General features: G+C 56.8%; 16 protein-coding genes. 13 read left to right on the forward strand and 3 right to left on the reverse strand.

Features of this window, described 5'->3' with window-relative positions; genetic code table 11:
* Window positions 1–461: 461 nt before the first annotated feature.
* Window positions 462–1,415, forward strand: coding sequence for a nickel/cobalt transporter (locus tag USF70_RS18325; protein WP_320735894.1), 954 nt, complete (start codon window positions 462–464; stop codon window positions 1,413–1,415).
* A 33-nt stretch (window positions 1,416–1,448) separates the two neighbouring features.
* On the opposite strand, the gene proP is transcribed toward USF70_RS18325, so the two are convergent.
* Window positions 1,449–2,951, reverse strand: a complete 1,503-nt coding sequence (gene proP, locus USF70_RS18330) for a glycine betaine/L-proline transporter ProP (RefSeq protein ID WP_029740241.1) — start codon at window positions 2,949–2,951, stop codon at window positions 1,449–1,451.
* 648 nt (window positions 2,952–3,599) lie between these two features.
* Here proP and kdgT point away from each other — a divergent pair.
* Window positions 3,600–4,592, forward strand: a complete 993-nt coding sequence (gene kdgT, locus USF70_RS18335) for a 2-keto-3-deoxygluconate transporter (protein WP_033144443.1) — start codon at window positions 3,600–3,602, stop codon at window positions 4,590–4,592.
* 44 nt (window positions 4,593–4,636) lie between these two features.
* Here kdgT and USF70_RS18340 read toward each other — a convergent pair whose 3' ends face one another.
* Window positions 4,637–5,512, reverse strand: coding sequence for a diguanylate cyclase regulator RdcB family protein (locus USF70_RS18340; RefSeq protein ID WP_033144442.1), 876 nt, complete (start codon window positions 5,510–5,512; stop codon window positions 4,637–4,639).
* On the reverse strand, window positions 5,509–7,854 hold the full coding sequence (gene crfC, locus USF70_RS18345) for a clamp-binding protein CrfC (protein WP_182382930.1): 2,346 nt from the start codon (window positions 7,852–7,854) through the stop codon (window positions 5,509–5,511). Before crfC ends, USF70_RS18340 begins: the two co-directional genes overlap by 4 nt.
* Window positions 7,855–8,449: 595 nt before the next feature.
* Here crfC and USF70_RS18350 point away from each other — a divergent pair.
* The 11 genes from USF70_RS18350 (at window position 8,450) to phnK (ending at window position 16,643) form a co-directional block, all read left to right on the forward strand.
* Complete coding sequence (locus USF70_RS18350; RefSeq protein WP_023310096.1) at window positions 8,450–8,785, forward strand: zinc ribbon domain-containing protein YjdM; 336 nt, start codon at window positions 8,450–8,452, stop codon at window positions 8,783–8,785.
* Window positions 8,786–8,865: 80 nt separating this feature from the next.
* Complete coding sequence (yjdN, locus tag USF70_RS18355; protein WP_045889388.1) at window positions 8,866–9,309, forward strand: VOC family metalloprotein YjdN; 444 nt, start codon at window positions 8,866–8,868, stop codon at window positions 9,307–9,309.
* 173 nt (window positions 9,310–9,482) lie between these two features.
* The gene (phnC, locus tag USF70_RS18360; RefSeq protein WP_033144439.1) at window positions 9,483–10,271 is read left to right on the forward strand and encodes a phosphonate ABC transporter ATP-binding protein; all 789 of its coding nucleotides are present in this window, start codon (window positions 9,483–9,485) and stop codon (window positions 10,269–10,271) included.
* A 24-nt stretch (window positions 10,272–10,295) separates the two neighbouring features.
* Entirely contained in the window at window positions 10,296–11,312 is a 1,017-nt protein-coding gene (phnD, locus tag USF70_RS18365; protein WP_232938892.1) for a phosphonate ABC transporter substrate-binding protein, read from the forward strand.
* Between the two features lie 117 nt (window positions 11,313–11,429).
* Window positions 11,430–12,209, forward strand: a complete 780-nt coding sequence (phnE, locus tag USF70_RS18370) for a phosphonate ABC transporter, permease protein PhnE (RefSeq protein ID WP_023334213.1) — start codon at window positions 11,430–11,432, stop codon at window positions 12,207–12,209.
* A gap of 20 nt (window positions 12,210–12,229) precedes the next feature.
* Complete coding sequence (gene phnF / locus USF70_RS18375; protein ID WP_023310091.1) at window positions 12,230–12,955, forward strand: phosphonate metabolism transcriptional regulator PhnF; 726 nt, start codon at window positions 12,230–12,232, stop codon at window positions 12,953–12,955.
* Complete coding sequence (phnG, locus tag USF70_RS18380; RefSeq protein WP_033144437.1) at window positions 12,956–13,408, forward strand: phosphonate C-P lyase system protein PhnG; 453 nt, start codon at window positions 12,956–12,958, stop codon at window positions 13,406–13,408. It abuts the gene before it with no gap.
* A complete protein-coding gene (phnH, locus tag USF70_RS18385; RefSeq protein ID WP_032662532.1) occupies window positions 13,405–13,989 on the forward strand; it encodes a phosphonate C-P lyase system protein PhnH in 585 nt (194 codons plus the stop codon). Before phnG ends, phnH begins: the two co-directional genes overlap by 4 nt.
* A complete protein-coding gene (locus tag USF70_RS18390) occupies window positions 13,989–15,053 on the forward strand; it encodes a carbon-phosphorus lyase complex subunit PhnI (RefSeq protein WP_320735895.1) in 1,065 nt (354 codons plus the stop codon). The genes phnH and USF70_RS18390 overlap by 1 nt, the downstream gene beginning before the upstream one ends.
* Window positions 15,046–15,891, forward strand: a complete 846-nt coding sequence (gene phnJ, locus USF70_RS18395) for an alpha-D-ribose 1-methylphosphonate 5-phosphate C-P-lyase PhnJ (RefSeq protein WP_033144435.1) — start codon at window positions 15,046–15,048, stop codon at window positions 15,889–15,891. The genes USF70_RS18390 and phnJ overlap by 8 nt, the downstream gene beginning before the upstream one ends.
* A complete protein-coding gene (phnK, locus tag USF70_RS18400; RefSeq protein ID WP_048976472.1) occupies window positions 15,888–16,643 on the forward strand; it encodes a phosphonate C-P lyase system protein PhnK in 756 nt (251 codons plus the stop codon). The genes phnJ and phnK overlap by 4 nt, the downstream gene beginning before the upstream one ends.

Consider the following 16,643-nt stretch of genomic DNA (forward strand, 5'->3'; position numbering starts at 1 on the left):
TTACGTATGTTCACTCAGAGACTTGGTATTCATTTTTCGTCTTGCGACGTTAAGAATCCATGTCACTTTGAGTGCCCACACAGATTGTCTGATAAATTGTTAAAGAGCAGTTGCAACGCGGCTTTCGCTCACCGTTGCGAGGTGGCGTATATTACGCTTTCCTCTTTCAGAGTCAACCCGTTATTTCAGAATTTTTCTCTTCAACCGACCGGGTTGTTTGTGAAGTGATTCACATCCGCCGTGTCGATGGAGGCGCATTATAGGGAGTTCTCAGCAGGCCGCAACCGCTAAATGACAGAAAAATGACTGACTGCTGAATTCCACAGCAAAACCCCGCCTTATACCTTTTTACACACAGACTTATCCACAATCATGAGCGGTTCGCGATGCGATCCTACGAATTGAGCGGGAAGATCAACTATACTAGCGGCAAATAATCTCCTCTGTGCAGGCCCCCCCTCATGACCACACAACGCCTCGCCCGCGACTGGCGTCTCCCTACCGCAGGTTTGATGCTGCTGGCACTCCTCTTTGCGGGTTTTACCCTGCATGCGCACTGGAACGCTTTTATCCAGTGGTGTCTCGCCACGCAAATTACGCTGCACCGCTATCTGGTGATGTATCTGCTGCAGCTTAATAACCACCAGTACAGCGGCGGATTATGGCTGTTAACGGGGGCTTTCCTTTATGGTGTCCTTCACGCCATCGGACCCGGACACGGAAAGTTCATCGTGACGACCTATCTGACCACCAATAAGGAAAGCGAACTGGCAGCCCGGGTTGTCCCCTTCCTGGGTAGCCTGATGCAGGGCGTCAGCGCCATTCTGTTTGTCTTTATTCTGGCGGTGGGGTTTAACCTCGCCTCAGGGGATATCAGTACCAGCCGCTGGTACGTGGAGAAGATAAGCGCTGTGCTTATTGGCGCATTCGGTGCATTCGTTATTTACCAGGCGCTGAAGAGCCTGCGCCCGCGCAGGATGACTATCTCCGCCATCAAGCCGCTTCATCATCATGACGAAAACTGTGGCTGCGGCCACCACGGCGTGGGGGTAAACCTGACACAAGGCGACTGGAAAACGCGCCTGGGCGTCATTCTGGCGATTGGCGCACGTCCGTGCAGCGGGGCGATCATGATTCTGATGTTTTCGAACGCGCTGGGCATTGTCACCTGGGGGGTAGCCGCGGTCATGACCATGTCTTTGGGCACCGCACTTTCTATTGTGGGGCTTTCCCTGGCTGTACGTTACGCCCGCGAGCGCACGGTGACCTGGTTCGGAGAGAGCGCCTCATTGAGATGGCTCGTACCGGCAGTCAAAATAGCCGGAGGGATAGTCCTGATCCTGTTTGCGACGGTGCTGTTCCTGACGGTGATCCCCGTCAGCGCCAATGGCGACTACATCGCTGCCGGATGCTAATAAAAGAAAACCCGCCGTTGGCGGGTTTCTTTATTACTCATTGATGCGTGGATGCTGGTCCACCAGTCGGGAGCGTTTTTTCTGCAGCTCTTCAATCTCTGCGTCAATATCCTCAATCTTCTGCTCTACGTTATCGTAGTGCTCGCGCAGGATCTCTTTCGCTTCCTGGATGTCAGACGCCGCAGGCGTTGCGCCTTTCAGAGGGCGATTCGCCGTCTCCTTCATGGTAAGACCTGTAATCAAACCAATCACCGCAATCACCATCAGGTAATAAGCCGGCATCATCAGGTTCTGCGTGCTCTCGACCAGCGAGGCGGCAAGCGTCGGGGTCAGACCGGCAATCAGCACCGAGATGTTAAAGGCCGCGGCCAGCGCGCTGTAGCGAATGTGCGTCGGGAACATCGCGGGCAACGTTGATGCCATCACCCCGATAAAGCAGTTAAGGATCACCGCCAGCATCAGCAGACCGGCAAAAATCAGCCCCAGCACATCACTGTTAATCAGAATGAATGCCGGAATTGCCAGAGCAAACAGCGCAACGCTTCCCAGGATAATGAACGGTCGACGACCAAAACGGTCACTCAACAGGCCCATAATCGGCTGCACAAACAGCATACCCACCATGATGGCGATAATAATCAGCACACCGTGATCTTCCGAGTAGTGCAGGTTATGCGACAGATAGCTCGGCATATAGGTCAACAGCATGTAGTAGGTCACGTTGGTCGAAATCACCAGACCAATACAGGTCAGCAGGCTGCGCCAGTGCTTAGTGGCAATCTCTTTGAACGACACCTTCGGACCATCCTGCAGCCCTTCGCGGTCACCCTGTTCCAGTTTTTCGACGTGCTGCTGGAAAGCAGGCGTCTCTTCCAGCGCATGACGCAGGTAAAGACCAATTATCCCCAGCGGCAATGCCAGGAAGAACGGGATACGCCAGCCCCAGTCGAGGAAGTTATCTTCGCCCACCACGGTTGAAATCAGTACCACTACGCCCGCGCCCATGACAAACCCGGCAATCGAGCCGAAGTCCAGCCAGCTCCCCATAAATCCGCGCTTACGGTCCGGGGAATACTCGGCAACAAAGATTGAAGCACCGGTATATTCACCGCCCACGGAGAAGCCCTGCGCCATCTTACATATCAGCAGGAGAATCGGTGCCCAAATGCCGATGGTGGCGTAAGACGGTATAAGGCCGATACAGAATGTACTGATCGACATAATGACGATGGTGATGGCCAGGATCTTCTGACGACCATATTTATCGCCGAGCATACCGAAGAACAGACCACCCAGCGGGCGAATCAGGAAGGGAACGGAGAACGTACCCAGTGCGGCGATCATCTGCAGGCTGGGATCGGCCCCGGGGAAAAACACTTTACCTAACGCATAGGCCACAAAGCCGTAGACACCAAAATCGAACCATTCCATCGCATTACCGAGCGAGGCTGCGGTAATGGCTTTACGCAGCTTTGCGTCATCAATAATGGTGACGTCGCGAAGCGTGATGGGTTTAATCTTTTTCCTTCTCAGCATAGCTATCCTCGTTGACTCGGCCCTGTCTGTTTCACAGTTCAGTTAGCGTTCTGTGAACCATGGGATCCGCTCCATGCGAATCGCCTTATTCAAGCGTAGCAGGTTTACTTACATTGACGTTTTACGTCGATACAACCGAACCTGTTGACGCCTGCCTGGGCAGTTAATGACCTTTTTACCCTACCAGCGTTTATATTTGTGATCAACTTCACACATATTTTCGTGTCTGGTCAGCTCAGGCAAATTTTTGTCAAGGAGTGCCAATAAGTACTTCCTTATCCCACCTAAAGAACATCCTCCCGCACGTCATTATTTCTTTCGTAACAGAAAAACAAACCACATTAATTCACATCAGGTTTACATAAATTTTCATCAGCAGGAACCGGCCTCAGGTTTTACATTGAATATGTGATAAAGATAACTAAAACGATGTTTTATTTTCATTGAATCAATATTCCAATGATCGCATCATAAATCCGAATTCAGCGTTTTACGTGTTTAAGGAAAAGGTTAATTGAGAGCACGCATTTAATTTTGTTGCAGGGCTTTCGAAAAAACACCACAAACAATACGAGCAATCAATTGAATTTATTGACTAATTTTTAACACCTATCCCCCGTACTGCGGGATCCGATGTGAGGTTTGTCTATGAAGATTAAAGCCACGATAGAACGTATACCCGGCGGCATGATGCTGGTTCCGCTGGTACTGGGCGCGATCCTGAATACCCTTGCTCCCAATACCGGAGCTTATTTTGGCGGTTTCACAAAAGGCATGATAACAGGCACGGTTCCCATTCTTGCCGTCTGGTTTTTTTGTATCGGCGCATCCATTAATTTACGGGCAACGGGGACAGTATTACGGAAATCCGGCACGCTGGTGATCACCAAAATAGCCGTAGCCTGGGCAGTGGCAATGATATGCGCGATGTTCATTCCGGAGAATGGAATTCAGACCGGGTTCTTTGCGGGTTTATCGGTCCTGGCGATTGTCTCGGCGATGGATATGACCAACGGCGGATTGTACGCCAGCCTGATGAATCAGTACGGGACGAAAGAAGAGTCCGGCGCATTTGTGTTGATGTCTCTGGAGTCCGGCCCATTGATGACGATGCTGATCCTGGGGTCTGCTGGCCTGGCCTCGTTTGAACCGCACCACTTTGTCGGCGCAATCCTGCCCTTCCTGGTCGGTTTCGCCCTTGGCAATCTCGATCGCGATCTGCGTGATTTCTTCAGCAAAGCCACGCCGGTGCTGATTCCGTTCTTCGGTTTCGCACTGGGGAACACCATCAACCTGAAGGTCATTCTTGATACCGGCCTGCTGGGCATTGTGCTGGGTGTCGCCGTGATCGTCATCACCGGTATTCCGCTGATTATTGCCGACCGCGTTATCGGAGGAGGAAACGGCACGGCCGGCGTCGCCGCCTCTTCAGCCGCGGGGGCTGCTGTTGCAAACCCGGTGATTATCGCCCAAATTAACCCGGCCTTCGAACCGGTCGCCGCTTCAGCGACGGCACTGGTTGCCGCGAGCGTAATTGTCACCGCGATTCTGGTCCCTATCATCACGGCGCTGTATGCGAAACGCTACGGGAATATGCAAGAGACCCTGCCTGAACCGAAGCCGATAGAAATGAATCATTAACACACCGCACCATTCCCTCTCCCAACGGGGAGAGGGTGAGGGATTTAGCCAAAAATCTCTTCCACCATCCCGTCCACAAGCCGTTTTGCCGAACAAAGCCTCGGCATACCCAGCGCGACGGTCTGCCAGTTTTGCGTCACTGACCAGCTCACCGGATGTTGATCCGCCTGACACCAGTCCCCCAGCCAGCCCAGCATGTCTTTATGATCGATTAAACCCGGAGAGGCCGGCGTTGTCAGCCACTGGTGATAGAAATGGCGGGTCGTGGGGGACGCATTGATGCCCTGTGCCAGATAGTTAGCCGCCATGCTGCGCAGGTTATCCTTAAGCATTGCCGCCACATCTTCATTCGCGAGGCGGCATGCGTCACCAAATGCCCCCCAACGCAGCTCTTCCAGGACGATAAAACAGCGCCCGGCCAGCGACCAGCCATCATAATGCCCGGCCCGCCAGCGGGTAAAAATCTGCTCGCTATGCTCACCCGCCTGCACCGTCAGCCCGCGCTGGGTTAGCGCCTTCTCTTTATAGGCGGCGCGTTGGGTAAAATGAGAAGCGAGTTCAGCGTACTGCTGCATCAGACCGGGGGACTGCTGGGCGCGCGGGTGCGTCTGCTGGCGCAAAGCAATCAGTTTCTCTGCCATCAGCGTCAGCGCGAGATGACCCGGGTCAAGCATGCCGGCCAGTTTTTCCGCCAGCCCCAGGCGCAGCGCCGCATTTTCATTGAGCATACCCGCCATCGCCCAGGGGCGCAGCCGGGTATGCGTCATGATTTCCTGAGTCAAACGCTCACGAAACTGAAGCTGTTGTGGTCCCAGGTGAGGATGACGCGCCGCGTCCACTCCCTGAACCAGATCGACCATAAATTTTGGATTAATACACTCCAGCGTTCGCCCGGGGCCGTCCAGTAGTGGTGTTGTCATGGTTGCTCTGCCGCGAATAGAGTTTGAATATCATCGCGTAACAGTCGGGTATCTTCCTGTATCCACGCCGCAGTCGTAATACTTTGCTTCAACAGCTGGCAGAGCGCTCGGGTTGAATGCTCATTCTGTTGACGCACTGCGAGGCTATCACGCAAGCTTTCCTGTAACCCGGTCAGGCACAGCGAGAATTCTGCAAAGAACGTCGCCATTCCTGCCGTAACAGAGACATCGACCTGCGCGGACAAAGCTTTACGTATTTGTTCACAAAACAGCTCAATATGTTGCTTAAATTTGTCATGTAGCTGCGCAATATCGATAACATAGCGCGTGCGCGTTTCCACATATTCATCCCAGCCCCAGCCCGGATTATTGAGCCAGCGAGAGACCGTTTCTCGCATGCTGCTCCCGCCTGATGACGGGCCTGCCTGGCTGTCATCCTGCGCTATCGCATCGTTAAACAGCGCCCGCGTATTGAAGTTGAGCTGGTGAGCCTGAAACGCCGGGAAACTGATTCGCGCCCGAAAACCCGCATGGCTCAGATGCTCTTTAATACGCGTTTCGATGGGGCGCATGGCTTCGTTCAGGGAACGCGCCAGCGTAGACTCTAGCTGGTCGAAGCGTAACGCCAGCTCCCGGCAGATTTTCGTCTGTGCATCCAGCATCACCAATTCGCAGGAGGAGCGGATTTTACTCAGCGCGATCTGCGCCTGTCCTTCATCGTCCAGAACCAGCTGCTTCAGCTCGTCACCGTGAGGGTTCTGCCGATCGATACCTGCCAAATCAAGAATATGCTGAGCGCTGAACACCTCGCCAATCGCCTGGTTAAGCGCGGTTTTTTGCGCTGCCATAAAGTCCGCGGTGGCGTTCAGCGCCTCCTCAACTTCATGTTTCACCTCATCGCTCACCACGCTCTGACGCGTCTGGAGAAGCGCCATGTCCTCTTCCAGACGTGCGATATTCAGTTCCAGCGCCTCAAAGGCAACCGTCAGCCCCTGATAGCGGAAGTCGAGGTACTCCCGGGCATTTTGTGCGTAGTTGAGCAGCTTGTGCGAGGCCGAACGCAGCGCGTAAAGCGAGGCATTGGCATAGGCGGCGTAGATCAGTTTGCGTATCGGTTGTTCGAAAAGCGAATCTTCCCAGAGCAAATCGGCAGCATGACGAATATGGTCTATATCGTCCAGGTCCGCCGTACGCCAGCGTCGCCCAAGCGCCGCTTCGGCAAAGTCCTGTACCCAGGGTTGCTCCTGATGATCCGGCAGTTGTCCGTGGGTACTCATCTCGTAGCGAGCGCGGTTCGCCAGATAGGCCCACATGGACGAAACGGGGTAGATCTGGCCAGGCGAAATATTGCCTTTCATTAAGGTGCCGGAGATCATCGCCCGGATCTGCTCTTCATCGTCGCTATTGCGATCTTTCTGATCGAATTTATTGACCAGCGCATACAGCGGCACGGATTTTCCCGCCGCGGAAATGGCCTGGCGGACTTCTTCATCAGAGATGGATTTAAGCTGGGTATAATCCATCACGGCCAGCACCGCCGACGCGCGGGACAACTGCTCGCTTAGCATTTTTTGCAGGTGCGGCTGTCCGGCCTCATTCGGCCCGGGCGTATCGAGCAGCGTCAGCTGTCCGAGGTGAGCATCCAGACCCGCAAGATGCACGAACTCCACTTCAATCACCGGAATATGTTCGATAGCCGCATACTCAGAGAACGGAAACTCCACCCCTAACGCCTGGGAAAGCCTCACCAGGTCGTTGAGGCTTTTCAGACAATGAAATATCGGCTGCGCGCCCAGGTGATGCTTCTCAAAAGCCTCTCCTTTTTCAATGCGCTCCAGCAGCGTATTCATGTCTTTATCAATTTCCAGATGCTGGGCCAGCTTTCCGCGATCGTAATCGCATAGCTTTTTCTGAAGCAGTTGGATCAATTCATCAATGGGCGAGGCATGTGAGAAATGCAGCACCGGCTCCTTCTGACCCGGCGTGTGGCGAATCAGGGTAGGAAGCGCCGTCATCGGACGATTGCGGTTCGGCAACACTTCGGTCCCCACAATCGCATTAATGGTGGTCGATTTCCCCGCTTTCATAGTGCCAACAATAGCCAGGACCATTTCCAGCCGGGTTATTTTTCGTAATTCATTATTCAGCATCGCCTGCTGCGCTTCGACACCGCGCGCGCTAAAATGCAAAGGTAAAACGTTGTTCTTTTCACCCGTAATAGCAGCCGCGGTGCTCTCCAGCATCGCAGTCGGCATTGATTTCAACGTATCAAGGTTTTGCCGGGCGAGCTGTAGCAAACGCTCAGCTTCCTGGCTTAATTCAAAAATGGTCTGTGTGTGCATGATAAAAGCCTTTCCTTAACGCAAATTTATTACTTTTATTAAGCCACTGGTATTAATTATGTTGTTCAGGCTTATATGATCACGTGTGGAAAACATGTCCGCCGAAATATAACTGATTGATGATAATCAGAAATAATTCGCTATCCTTGCATGGCGTGTATAGCTCCCCTCCTGGCCTGACGGCCAAAGGAAAAAAGCGTAGCCCAATTTTAAGAAACTTCAGGATATATCATCATTATTTACCCACCTAAAAAGAGAGGTAATACGCCCCTGCCAAAAGATATGGATGGCAGCGAAGTCAGGAGATAAATAACAATGTGTCGCTTCACCTTATCCGAAATGAAGGAGCGTAGCAATTTGCTGCAATAAAATATTCGATATATTTAGCGTCATTTCTTCCCAACGTGTTAATGAGGTAAGCATCGCTTAACTGACTGACAGGAAGTGTCACTCCCGATACGCTTTTTGCATTTTTTTAATTCACAATGTCACCGACAAACGTGTGGATTTGCGCTATACTTGCCGCCTTTTTCGGCACGCTGCCGTCATTTAGCTGGCACTTTCCAGCGCGTTTACACTTTTTGAGGATACCGATATGTCACTCCCACACTGCCCAAAATGCAATTCTGAATACACCTATGAAGATAATGGCATGTTCATCTGCCCGGAATGCGCTCACGAATGGAATGATGCCGAACCATCCCACGATGCTGATGCACTTGTCGTAAAAGATGCGAACGGCAATTTGCTGGCGGACGGCGACAGCGTAACCGTGATTAAAGATCTGAAAGTGAAAGGCAGTTCTTCCATGCTGAAGATCGGCACCAAAGTGAAGAATATCCGTCTGGTTGAAGGCGATCATAATATCGACTGCAAAATTGACGGCTTCGGTCCGATGAAGCTGAAATCAGAGTTCGTGAAAAAGAACTGATTTACCCGCCCGGTGGCGCTTCGCTTACCGGGTTTTCGGGAACTACACTTAACGGGCTTTTCTTACGTGAGGTAAAGATTATGCCGTTAAGTCCCTACATCTCTTTTGCCGGCAACTGTGCAGAAGCCACTTCTTTCTACCAGCAAGCCGTCGGCGCAGAGCTTCTCTATAAAATCACCTTCGGCGAAATGCCAAAAAGCGATAACAGCGAAGAAGGCTGTCCGTCCGGTATGCAATTTCCGGATTCGGCTATCGCTCACTCCAACGTCCGCATTGCGGGCAGCGATATCATGATGAGCGACGGGATGCCGCCGGGCAGCAACGCGCAATACGCGGGCTTCACGCTGGTTCTCGACACCCAGGACGTTAATGAAGGCAAACGCTGGTTCGACAACCTCGCCGCGGGCGGGAATATCGACATGGCCTGGCAGGAAACCTTCTGGGCACACGGTTTCGGTAAAGTCACCGATAAATACGGCGTGCCGTGGATGATTAACGTCGTTAAGCAGCAGCAAACGTCTTAGGCCGGATAAGCGCAGCGCAGCCGGCAACAGCGCCCGGTGGCGCTGCGCTGACCGGGCCTACGGTGACTGTCATCGCTTTCACTTCAACTCTTCAAACTCCCGCAACCCAGACTTAACCCAAATGTCACATTGATGCGCCAGCATGAGGCCACATTTATCGTGAGGCCCAGCACATGCAAACCGTCATCCGCGTCGAGAAACTGAGCAAGACCTTCCATCACAATAAGGCTCTGCATGCCGTTGATCTGACCGTCCAGCAGGGCGAAATGGTGGCGCTGCTGGGGCCATCCGGTTCAGGTAAATCCACCCTTCTGCGTCATTTAAGCGGCCTTATCACCTGCGATAAAACGCCGGAAAGCCACGTCGAGCTGCTGGGCAATACCGTGCAGCGCGCGGGGCGTCTCGCCAGCGATATCCGCAAGAGCCGCGCCCAGACGGGCTACATCTTCCAGCAGTTCAACCTGGTGAACCGCCTGACGGTGCTGGAGAACGTGCTGATTGGCGCGCTCGGCAGCACCCCGTTCTGGCGCACCTGTCTGCGCTGGTTCTCTCCTTCACAGAAGCAGGAAGCCTTGCAGGCCCTGACCCGCGTCGGCATGGCGCATTTTGCCCACCAGCGCGTCTCCACCCTGTCCGGTGGGCAACAGCAGCGCGTGGCGATTGCGCGCGCGCTGATGCAGAAAGCGCAAATCATTCTTGCAGACGAACCCATTGCCTCGCTGGACCCGGAGTCTGCCCGCATCGTGATGGAAACCCTGCGCGACATTAACCAGAACGACGGCATCACCGTAGTGGTCACGCTGCATCAGGTGGATTACGCCCTGCGCTACTGCGAACGCATTGTCGCCCTGCGTCAGGGACATGTGTTCTTTGATGGCGCGAGCCATCAGTTTGATAACGAACGTTTTGACCATCTCTACCGCAGCATTAACCGCGTCGAAGAGAACGCGCAGGCTGCTTAATTAAACCCGATCCGAGGAAAGTACATGAGCTACAAAGCCGTTGCCGCGCTGGCCTTTACCAGCATGTTCAGCCTCAGCACCCTGTTAAGCCCGGCGTATGCACAAGAGCAGGAAAAAGCGCTGAACTTCGGCATTATTTCGACGGAATCACAGCAGAACCTGAAGCCTCAGTGGGAACCGTTCCTGAAAGATATGGAAACTAAGCTGGGGATCAAAGTGAACGCCTTCTTCGCCCCGGACTACGCGGGCATCATCCAGGGGATGCGCTTTAATAAAGTGGACATCGCCTGGTACGGCAACCTCTCCGCCATGGAAGCGGTGGACCGCGCGAACGGCCAGGTCTTTGCCCAGACCGTCGCGGCAGATGGCTCCCCGGGCTACTGGAGCGTGCTGATCGTCAACAAAGACAGCCCGATCAACAACCTCAACGACATGCTCGCCAAACGCAAAGAGCTGACCTTCGGCAACGGCGACCCGAACTCGACCTCCGGCTACCTTGTCCCTGGCTACTACGTCTTCGCCAAAAACAACGCCTCCGCCAGCGACTTCAAACGCACGGTGAACGCCAGCCACGAAACCAACGCCCTGGCCGTGGCCAACAAGCAGGTGGACGTTGCCACCAACAACACCGAGAACCTCGACAAGCTGAAAACTTCCGCGCCGGACAAGCTGAAAGAGATCAAGGTTATCTGGAAATCGCCGCTGATCCCGGGCGACCCGATCGTGTGGCGTAAAAATCTCTCCGAGAGCACCAAGGACAAGGTGTACGACTTCTTCATGACCTATGGCAAAACGTCGGAAGAGAAAGCGGTCCTGGCGCGTCTGGGCTGGGCACCGTTCCGCCCGTCAAGCGACCTGCAGCTGGTCCCGATTCGCCAGCTGGCGCTGTTTAAAGAGATGCAGGGCGTGAAGGACAACAAAGGGCTGAAGGACGAGGAGAAGACCAGCAAAGTGGCCGCAATTGAGGCGCAGCTGGAAGACCTCGACCGCCTGACCGCCGCGCTCGGTGCGATGACGAGCGTGAATAAAGCGGTGCAGTAGTGCCTTTCTCCCTCTCCCCGTGGGAGAGGGCCGGGGTGAGGGCATCAGCGCGCACATTTCCCCCTCACCCTAACCCTCTCCCTCAAGGGAGAGGGGACTAAACCCAAAGGAGCCAACATGCAAACCATCACCCTCCCGCCGCCGAAGCGCAGCTGGTTCTCGCTCATAAGCTGGGCCATCCTGCTGGCGGTGCTGGTTATCTCCTGGAAGGGCGCGGAAATGGATCCGCTGCTGCTCTTCAAAGACGCGGGCAACATGGCGACCTTCGCCGCCGACTTCTTCCCGCCGGACTTCAGCCAGTGGCAGGATTACCTCAGCGAAATGGCGGTCACCCTGCAAATCGCCGTCTGGGGCACCGCCCTTGCCGTCGTTCTCTCCATTCCCTTTGGCCTGATGAGCGCCGAAAACATCGTGCCGTGGTGGGTATACCAGCCGATGCGTCGCCTGATGGACGCCTGTCGCGCCATCAATGAAATGGTCTTTGCGATGCTGTTCGTGGTCGCCGTTGGCCTGGGTCCGTTCGCCGGCGTGATGGCGCTGTTCATCCACACCACCGGCGTGCTCTCCAAGCTGCTCTCCGAAGCGGTCGAAGCCATCGAGCCCGGCCCGGTGGAAGGCATCCGCGCAACGGGCGCCAACAAAATCGAAGAGATCCTGTACGGCGTCCTGCCGCAGGTTATGCCGCTCCTGATCTCCTACTCCCTGTACCGCTTTGAGTCCAACGTCCGCTCCGCGACGGTGGTCGGCATGGTGGGCGCAGGCGGGATTGGCGTCACCCTGTGGGAAGCGATTCGCGGTTTCCAGTTCCAGCAAACCTGCGCCCTGATGGTGCTCATCATCGTCACCGTCAGCCTGCTGGATTTCCTCTCTCAACGTTTGCGTAAGCACTTCATCTGAGAAGCGAGGCTTTGTTTTCTATGCACTTATCCAGACATCCGACCAGTTATCCCACCCGCTGGCAAGAGATTGCGGCAAAGCTCGAAGTGGAGCTGCGCACGCACTACCGCTGCGGGGACTACCTGCCCGCCGAGCAGCAGCTTGCCGACCGCTATGAGGTGAACCGCCACACCCTGCGTCGCGCCATTGACCAGCTGGTCGAGCGCGGCTGGGTCCAGCGCCGTCAGGGCGTGGGCGTGCTGGTGCTGATGCGCCCGTTCGACTACCCGCTGAACGCCCAGGCGCGCTTTAGCCAGAACCTGCTGGATCAGGGCAGCCACCCGACCAGCGAAAAGCTGCTCTCGGTGCTGCGTCCGGCCTCCAGCCACGTGGCGGACGCGCTGGGCATTCAGGAGGGCGACGACGTCATTCACCTGCGTACCCTGCGTCGCGTTAACGGCGTGGCGGTATGCCAGATAGACCATTACTTTGCGGACCTCGCCCTCTGGCCTGTGCTCCAGCATTTCTCCAGCGGCTCGCTGCATGATTTTCTTCAGGATGCGACCGGCATTGCGCTCAAGCGCACCCAGACCCGCATCAGCGCCCGTCGCGCGCAGGCGAAAGAGAGCAAAGTGCTCGAAATCCCCAATATGGCCCCGCTGCTCTGCGTGCGCACCCTCAACCACCGTGACGGCGAGATCAACGCGACGGAATACTCCGTCAGCCTGACCCGCGCCGACATGATCGAATTCACCATGGAGCACTGAATGCACTTCGACACCGCCACCCGACAGCGCTGGATGCGCGTGCTGGCCCACAGCCAGCCTGCCGCGCTGGCTGCCCGCATGAACGCGCTCAGCCTGACGCCAGACTACGACACCCTTCGCGCCCCGGAGATCGGCCTCGTTCAGATCCAGGCGCGCATGGGCGGCACCGGAGAACGCTTTTTCGCCGGAGATGCCACCCTCACCCGCGCGGCAATCCGCCTGAACAGCGGCACGCTGGGCTACAGCTACGTGCTGGGGCGCGACAAAGCGCACGCCGAGCGCTGCGCGGTGATCGACGCGCTTTTACAGGAACAACCCTATTTCCAGACGTTAATGGAAACCCTTATTGCCCCGCTGGAAGCCGACCGCGCCGCGCGCATTGCCGCACGTCAGGCCGAAGTGAATACCAGCCGGGTCGACTTCTTTACGCTCGTTCGCGGAGACAACGCATGACGCTTCAACCTGCTTTTACCCTGGCCGTCCAGGATGCCCAACACAGTTTTCGTCGCCTGCTGAAAGCGATGAGCGAGCCGGGCGTGATCGTCTCGCTGCACCAGCTCTCCCAGGGCTGGCTGCCGCTGAACCTGGCGACCACCAGCGTGCTGCTGACGCTTGCCGACAACGACACACCGGTGTGGCTTTCGGGCGCGCTGTCGAACGATATCGCCAGCCAGAACCTGCGTTTTCACACCAGCGCTCCGCTGGTCGATCAGCCCCAGCAGGCGGTTTTTGCCGTGGCTGACGAGCAAATCAGCCATGAGCAATTGAACGCCCTGAGCGAAGGCAGCGCCGTCGCCCCGGAGACCAGCGCCACGCTGATCCTGCAGGTCTCCAGCCTGAGCGGCGGCCGCATGCTGCGCCTCACGGGGGCAGGCATCGCCGACGAGCGCATGGTCGCGCCGCAACTGCCGGAGTGCATCATTCACGAGCTGACCGAGCGCCCGCACCCGTTCCCGCTGGGCATTGACCTGATCCTGACCTGCGGCGAGCGCCTGCTGGCAATCCCGCGGACCACCCACGTGGAGGTGTGCTGATGTACGTTGCCGTCAAAGGGGGCGAGAAGGCGATCGCCGCCGCCCATGCGCTACAGGCGCACAGACGACGGGGCGATGAACGGCTTCCCGAGCTGAGCGTCGCCCAGATTGAACAGCAGCTAAACCTCGCCGTCGACCGCGTGATGACCGAGGGCGGCATCGCCGACCGCGAGCTGGCGGCGCTGGCCCTGAAGCAGGCCAGCGGCGACAACGTGGAAGCCATCTTCCTGCTGCGCGCCTACCGCACCACGCTTGCCAGACTGGCGGTCAGCGAGCCGGTGAACACGGCGGAGATGCGCCTGGAACGCCGCATTTCTGCCGTTTATAAAGACGTTCCCGGCGGCCAGCTGCTTGGCCCCACCTACGACTACACCCACCGCTTGCTGGATTTTACCCTGCTGGCGAACGGTGAATCGCCGCAGCTCAGCACCTCCGACGCCGAACAGGAACCGTCTCCGCACGTCTTCAGCCTGCTGGCAAAACAGGGCCTGGCGAAGACGGAAGAAGATTCAGGCGCGCAGCCGGATGACATCACCCGCATGCCGCCGGTTTACCCGTGCTCGCGCTCGTCCCGCCTGCAGCAGCTGATGCGCGGCGACGAAGGCTATCTGCTGGCGCTGGCCTACTCCACCCAGCGCGGCTACGGGCGCAACCACCCGTTTGCGGCCGAAATTCGCAGTGGCTATATCGACATTGAAATCGTACCGGAAGAGCTGGGTTTTGCGGTGAACGTCGGCGAACTGCTAATGACCGAGTGTGAAATGGTGAACGGTTTCGTCACCCCGGAAGACGAAGACCCGCACTTTACCCGCGGCTACGGGCTGGTGTTCGGCCTCGGCGAGCGCAAGGCCATGGCCATGGCGCTGGTCGACCGCGCCCTGCAGGCACCGGACTACGGCGAGCACGTTGCAGGCCCGGCGCAGGACGAAGAGTTTGTGCTGGCCCACGCGGATAACGTTGAGGCCGCTGGCTTCGTCTCGCACCTCAAGCTGCCGCACTACGTCGATTTCCAGGCCGAACTGGAACTGCTGAAACGCCTGCAACGGGAGCGCAAAAATGGCTAACTTAAGCGGCTACAACTTTGCCTATCTGGATGAGCAAACCAAACGCATGATCCGCCGCGCCATCTTAAAAGCGGTGGCCATTCCGGGCTATCAGGTGCCGTTCGGCGGCCGCGAAATGCCGATGCCCTACGGCTGGGGCACGGGCGGTATTCAGATCACCGCCAGCGTGATCGGCGAGGCGGACGTGCTGAAGGTCATCGACCAGGGTGCCGACGACACCACCAACGCCGTGTCGATCCGCAGCTTCTTCCAGCGCGTAACCGGCGTCAATACCACCGAAAAAACCGAAGACGCAACGCTGATCCAGACCCGTCACCGCATCCCGGAAACCCCGCTCACTGAAGATCAGATTTTGATTTTCCAGGTGCCGATCCCGGAGCCGCTGCGTTTTATCGAGCCGCGCGAAACGGAAACCCGCACCATGCACGCGCTGGAAGAGTACGGCGTCATGCAGGTGAAGCTGTATGAGGATATCGCCCGCTTCGGCCATATCGCCACCACCTACGCCTACCCGGTGAAGGTGAACGGGCGCTACGTGATGGACCCGTCGCCAATCCCAAAATTCGATAACCCGAAGATGGACATGATGCCCGCCCTGCAGCTGTTCGGCGCCGGGCGCGAAAAGCGCATCTACGCCGTCCCGCCTTACACCCGCGTGGAAAGCCTGGATTTCGACGATCACCCGTTTACGGTGCAGGAGTGGGACGAGCCGTGCGCCATCTGCGGATCCAAACACAGCTATCTGGACGAAGTGGTGCTGGACGACACGGGCAAACGGATGTTTGTCTGCTCCGACACCGATTACTGCCGCCAACAGAGCGAGGCGAATAGCCAATGAAACCGCTGCTTTCGGTTAATAACCTGACTCACCTGTATGCGCCGGGCAAAGGCTTTAGCGACGTGTCGTTCGAGCTGTGGCCGGGCGAAGTGCTGGGGATCGTCGGCGAGTCCGGCTCCGGCAAAACCACCCTGCTGAAGTCCATCTCCGCGCGCCTGACGCCGCAGAAAGGCGACATTTTGTATGAGGGCGCCTCGCTGTACGGCATGAGCGAGGCCGGGCGCCGTCGCCTGCTGCGCACCGAGTGGGGCGTGGTGCATCAGCACCCGATGGACGGCCTGCGCCGTCAGGTCTCCGCCGGGGGCAACATCGGCGAACGCCTGATGGCTACCGGCGCGCGCCACTACGGCAATATCCGCGCCACGGCGCAGCACTGGCTGGAAGAGGTGGAAATCCCCGCCTCGCGCATCGACGACCTGCCGACGACCTTCTCCGGCGGGATGCAGCAGCGCCTGCAGATTGCCCGCAACCTGGTCACCCATCCGAAGCTGGTGTTTATGGATGAACCCACCGGCGGGCTGGACGTCTCCGTGCAGGCGCGCCTGCTCGACCTGCTGCGCGGTCTGGTGGTGGAGCTGAACCTCGCGGTGGTGATTGTCACCCACGATCTGGGCGTTGCGCGCCTGCTTGCGGACCGTCTGCTGGTAATGAAGCAGGGCCAGGTGGTGGAAAGTGGGTTAACCGACCGGGTGCTCGACGATCCACACCATCCGTACACCCAGCTGCTGGTGTCGTCCGTATTGCAGAATTAA

The sequence above is a fragment of the Enterobacter sp. 237C8 genome, assembly GCF_034106865.1.
In the GTDB taxonomy this organism is placed as follows: domain Bacteria; phylum Pseudomonadota; class Gammaproteobacteria; order Enterobacterales; family Enterobacteriaceae; genus Enterobacter; species Enterobacter asburiae_B.

Excerpts from the sequence above, each read along its gene's own strand:
- phnE (WP_023334213.1), top strand. The coding sequence starts at position 11,430 with ATGCAAACCATCACCCTCCCGCCGCCGAAGCGCAGCTGGTTCTCGCTC.
- USF70_RS18390 (WP_320735895.1), top strand. The coding sequence starts at position 13,989 with ATGTACGTTGCCGTCAAAGGGGGCGAGAAGGCGATCGCCGCCGCCCAT.
- USF70_RS18340 (WP_033144442.1), bottom strand. The coding sequence starts at position 5,512 with ATGACAACACCACTACTGGACGGCCCCGGGCGAACGCTGGAGTGTATT.
- USF70_RS18325 (WP_320735894.1), top strand. The coding sequence starts at position 462 with ATGACCACACAACGCCTCGCCCGCGACTGGCGTCTCCCTACCGCAGGT.
- phnD (WP_232938892.1), top strand. The coding sequence starts at position 10,296 with ATGAGCTACAAAGCCGTTGCCGCGCTGGCCTTTACCAGCATGTTCAGC.
- phnH (WP_032662532.1), top strand. The coding sequence starts at position 13,405 with ATGACGCTTCAACCTGCTTTTACCCTGGCCGTCCAGGATGCCCAACAC.
- phnF (WP_023310091.1), top strand. The coding sequence starts at position 12,230 with ATGCACTTATCCAGACATCCGACCAGTTATCCCACCCGCTGGCAAGAG.
- phnJ (WP_033144435.1), top strand. The coding sequence starts at position 15,046 with ATGGCTAACTTAAGCGGCTACAACTTTGCCTATCTGGATGAGCAAACC.
- phnC (WP_033144439.1), top strand. The coding sequence starts at position 9,483 with ATGCAAACCGTCATCCGCGTCGAGAAACTGAGCAAGACCTTCCATCAC.
- kdgT (WP_033144443.1), top strand. The coding sequence starts at position 3,600 with ATGAAGATTAAAGCCACGATAGAACGTATACCCGGCGGCATGATGCTG.
- phnG (WP_033144437.1), top strand. The coding sequence starts at position 12,956 with ATGCACTTCGACACCGCCACCCGACAGCGCTGGATGCGCGTGCTGGCC.
- USF70_RS18350 (WP_023310096.1), top strand. The coding sequence starts at position 8,450 with ATGTCACTCCCACACTGCCCAAAATGCAATTCTGAATACACCTATGAA.
- yjdN (WP_045889388.1), top strand. The coding sequence starts at position 8,866 with ATGCCGTTAAGTCCCTACATCTCTTTTGCCGGCAACTGTGCAGAAGCC.
- crfC (WP_182382930.1), bottom strand. The coding sequence starts at position 7,854 with ATGCACACACAGACCATTTTTGAATTAAGCCAGGAAGCTGAGCGTTTG.
- phnK (WP_048976472.1), top strand. The coding sequence starts at position 15,888 with ATGAAACCGCTGCTTTCGGTTAATAACCTGACTCACCTGTATGCGCCG.
- proP (WP_029740241.1), bottom strand. The coding sequence starts at position 2,951 with ATGCTGAGAAGGAAAAAGATTAAACCCATCACGCTTCGCGACGTCACC.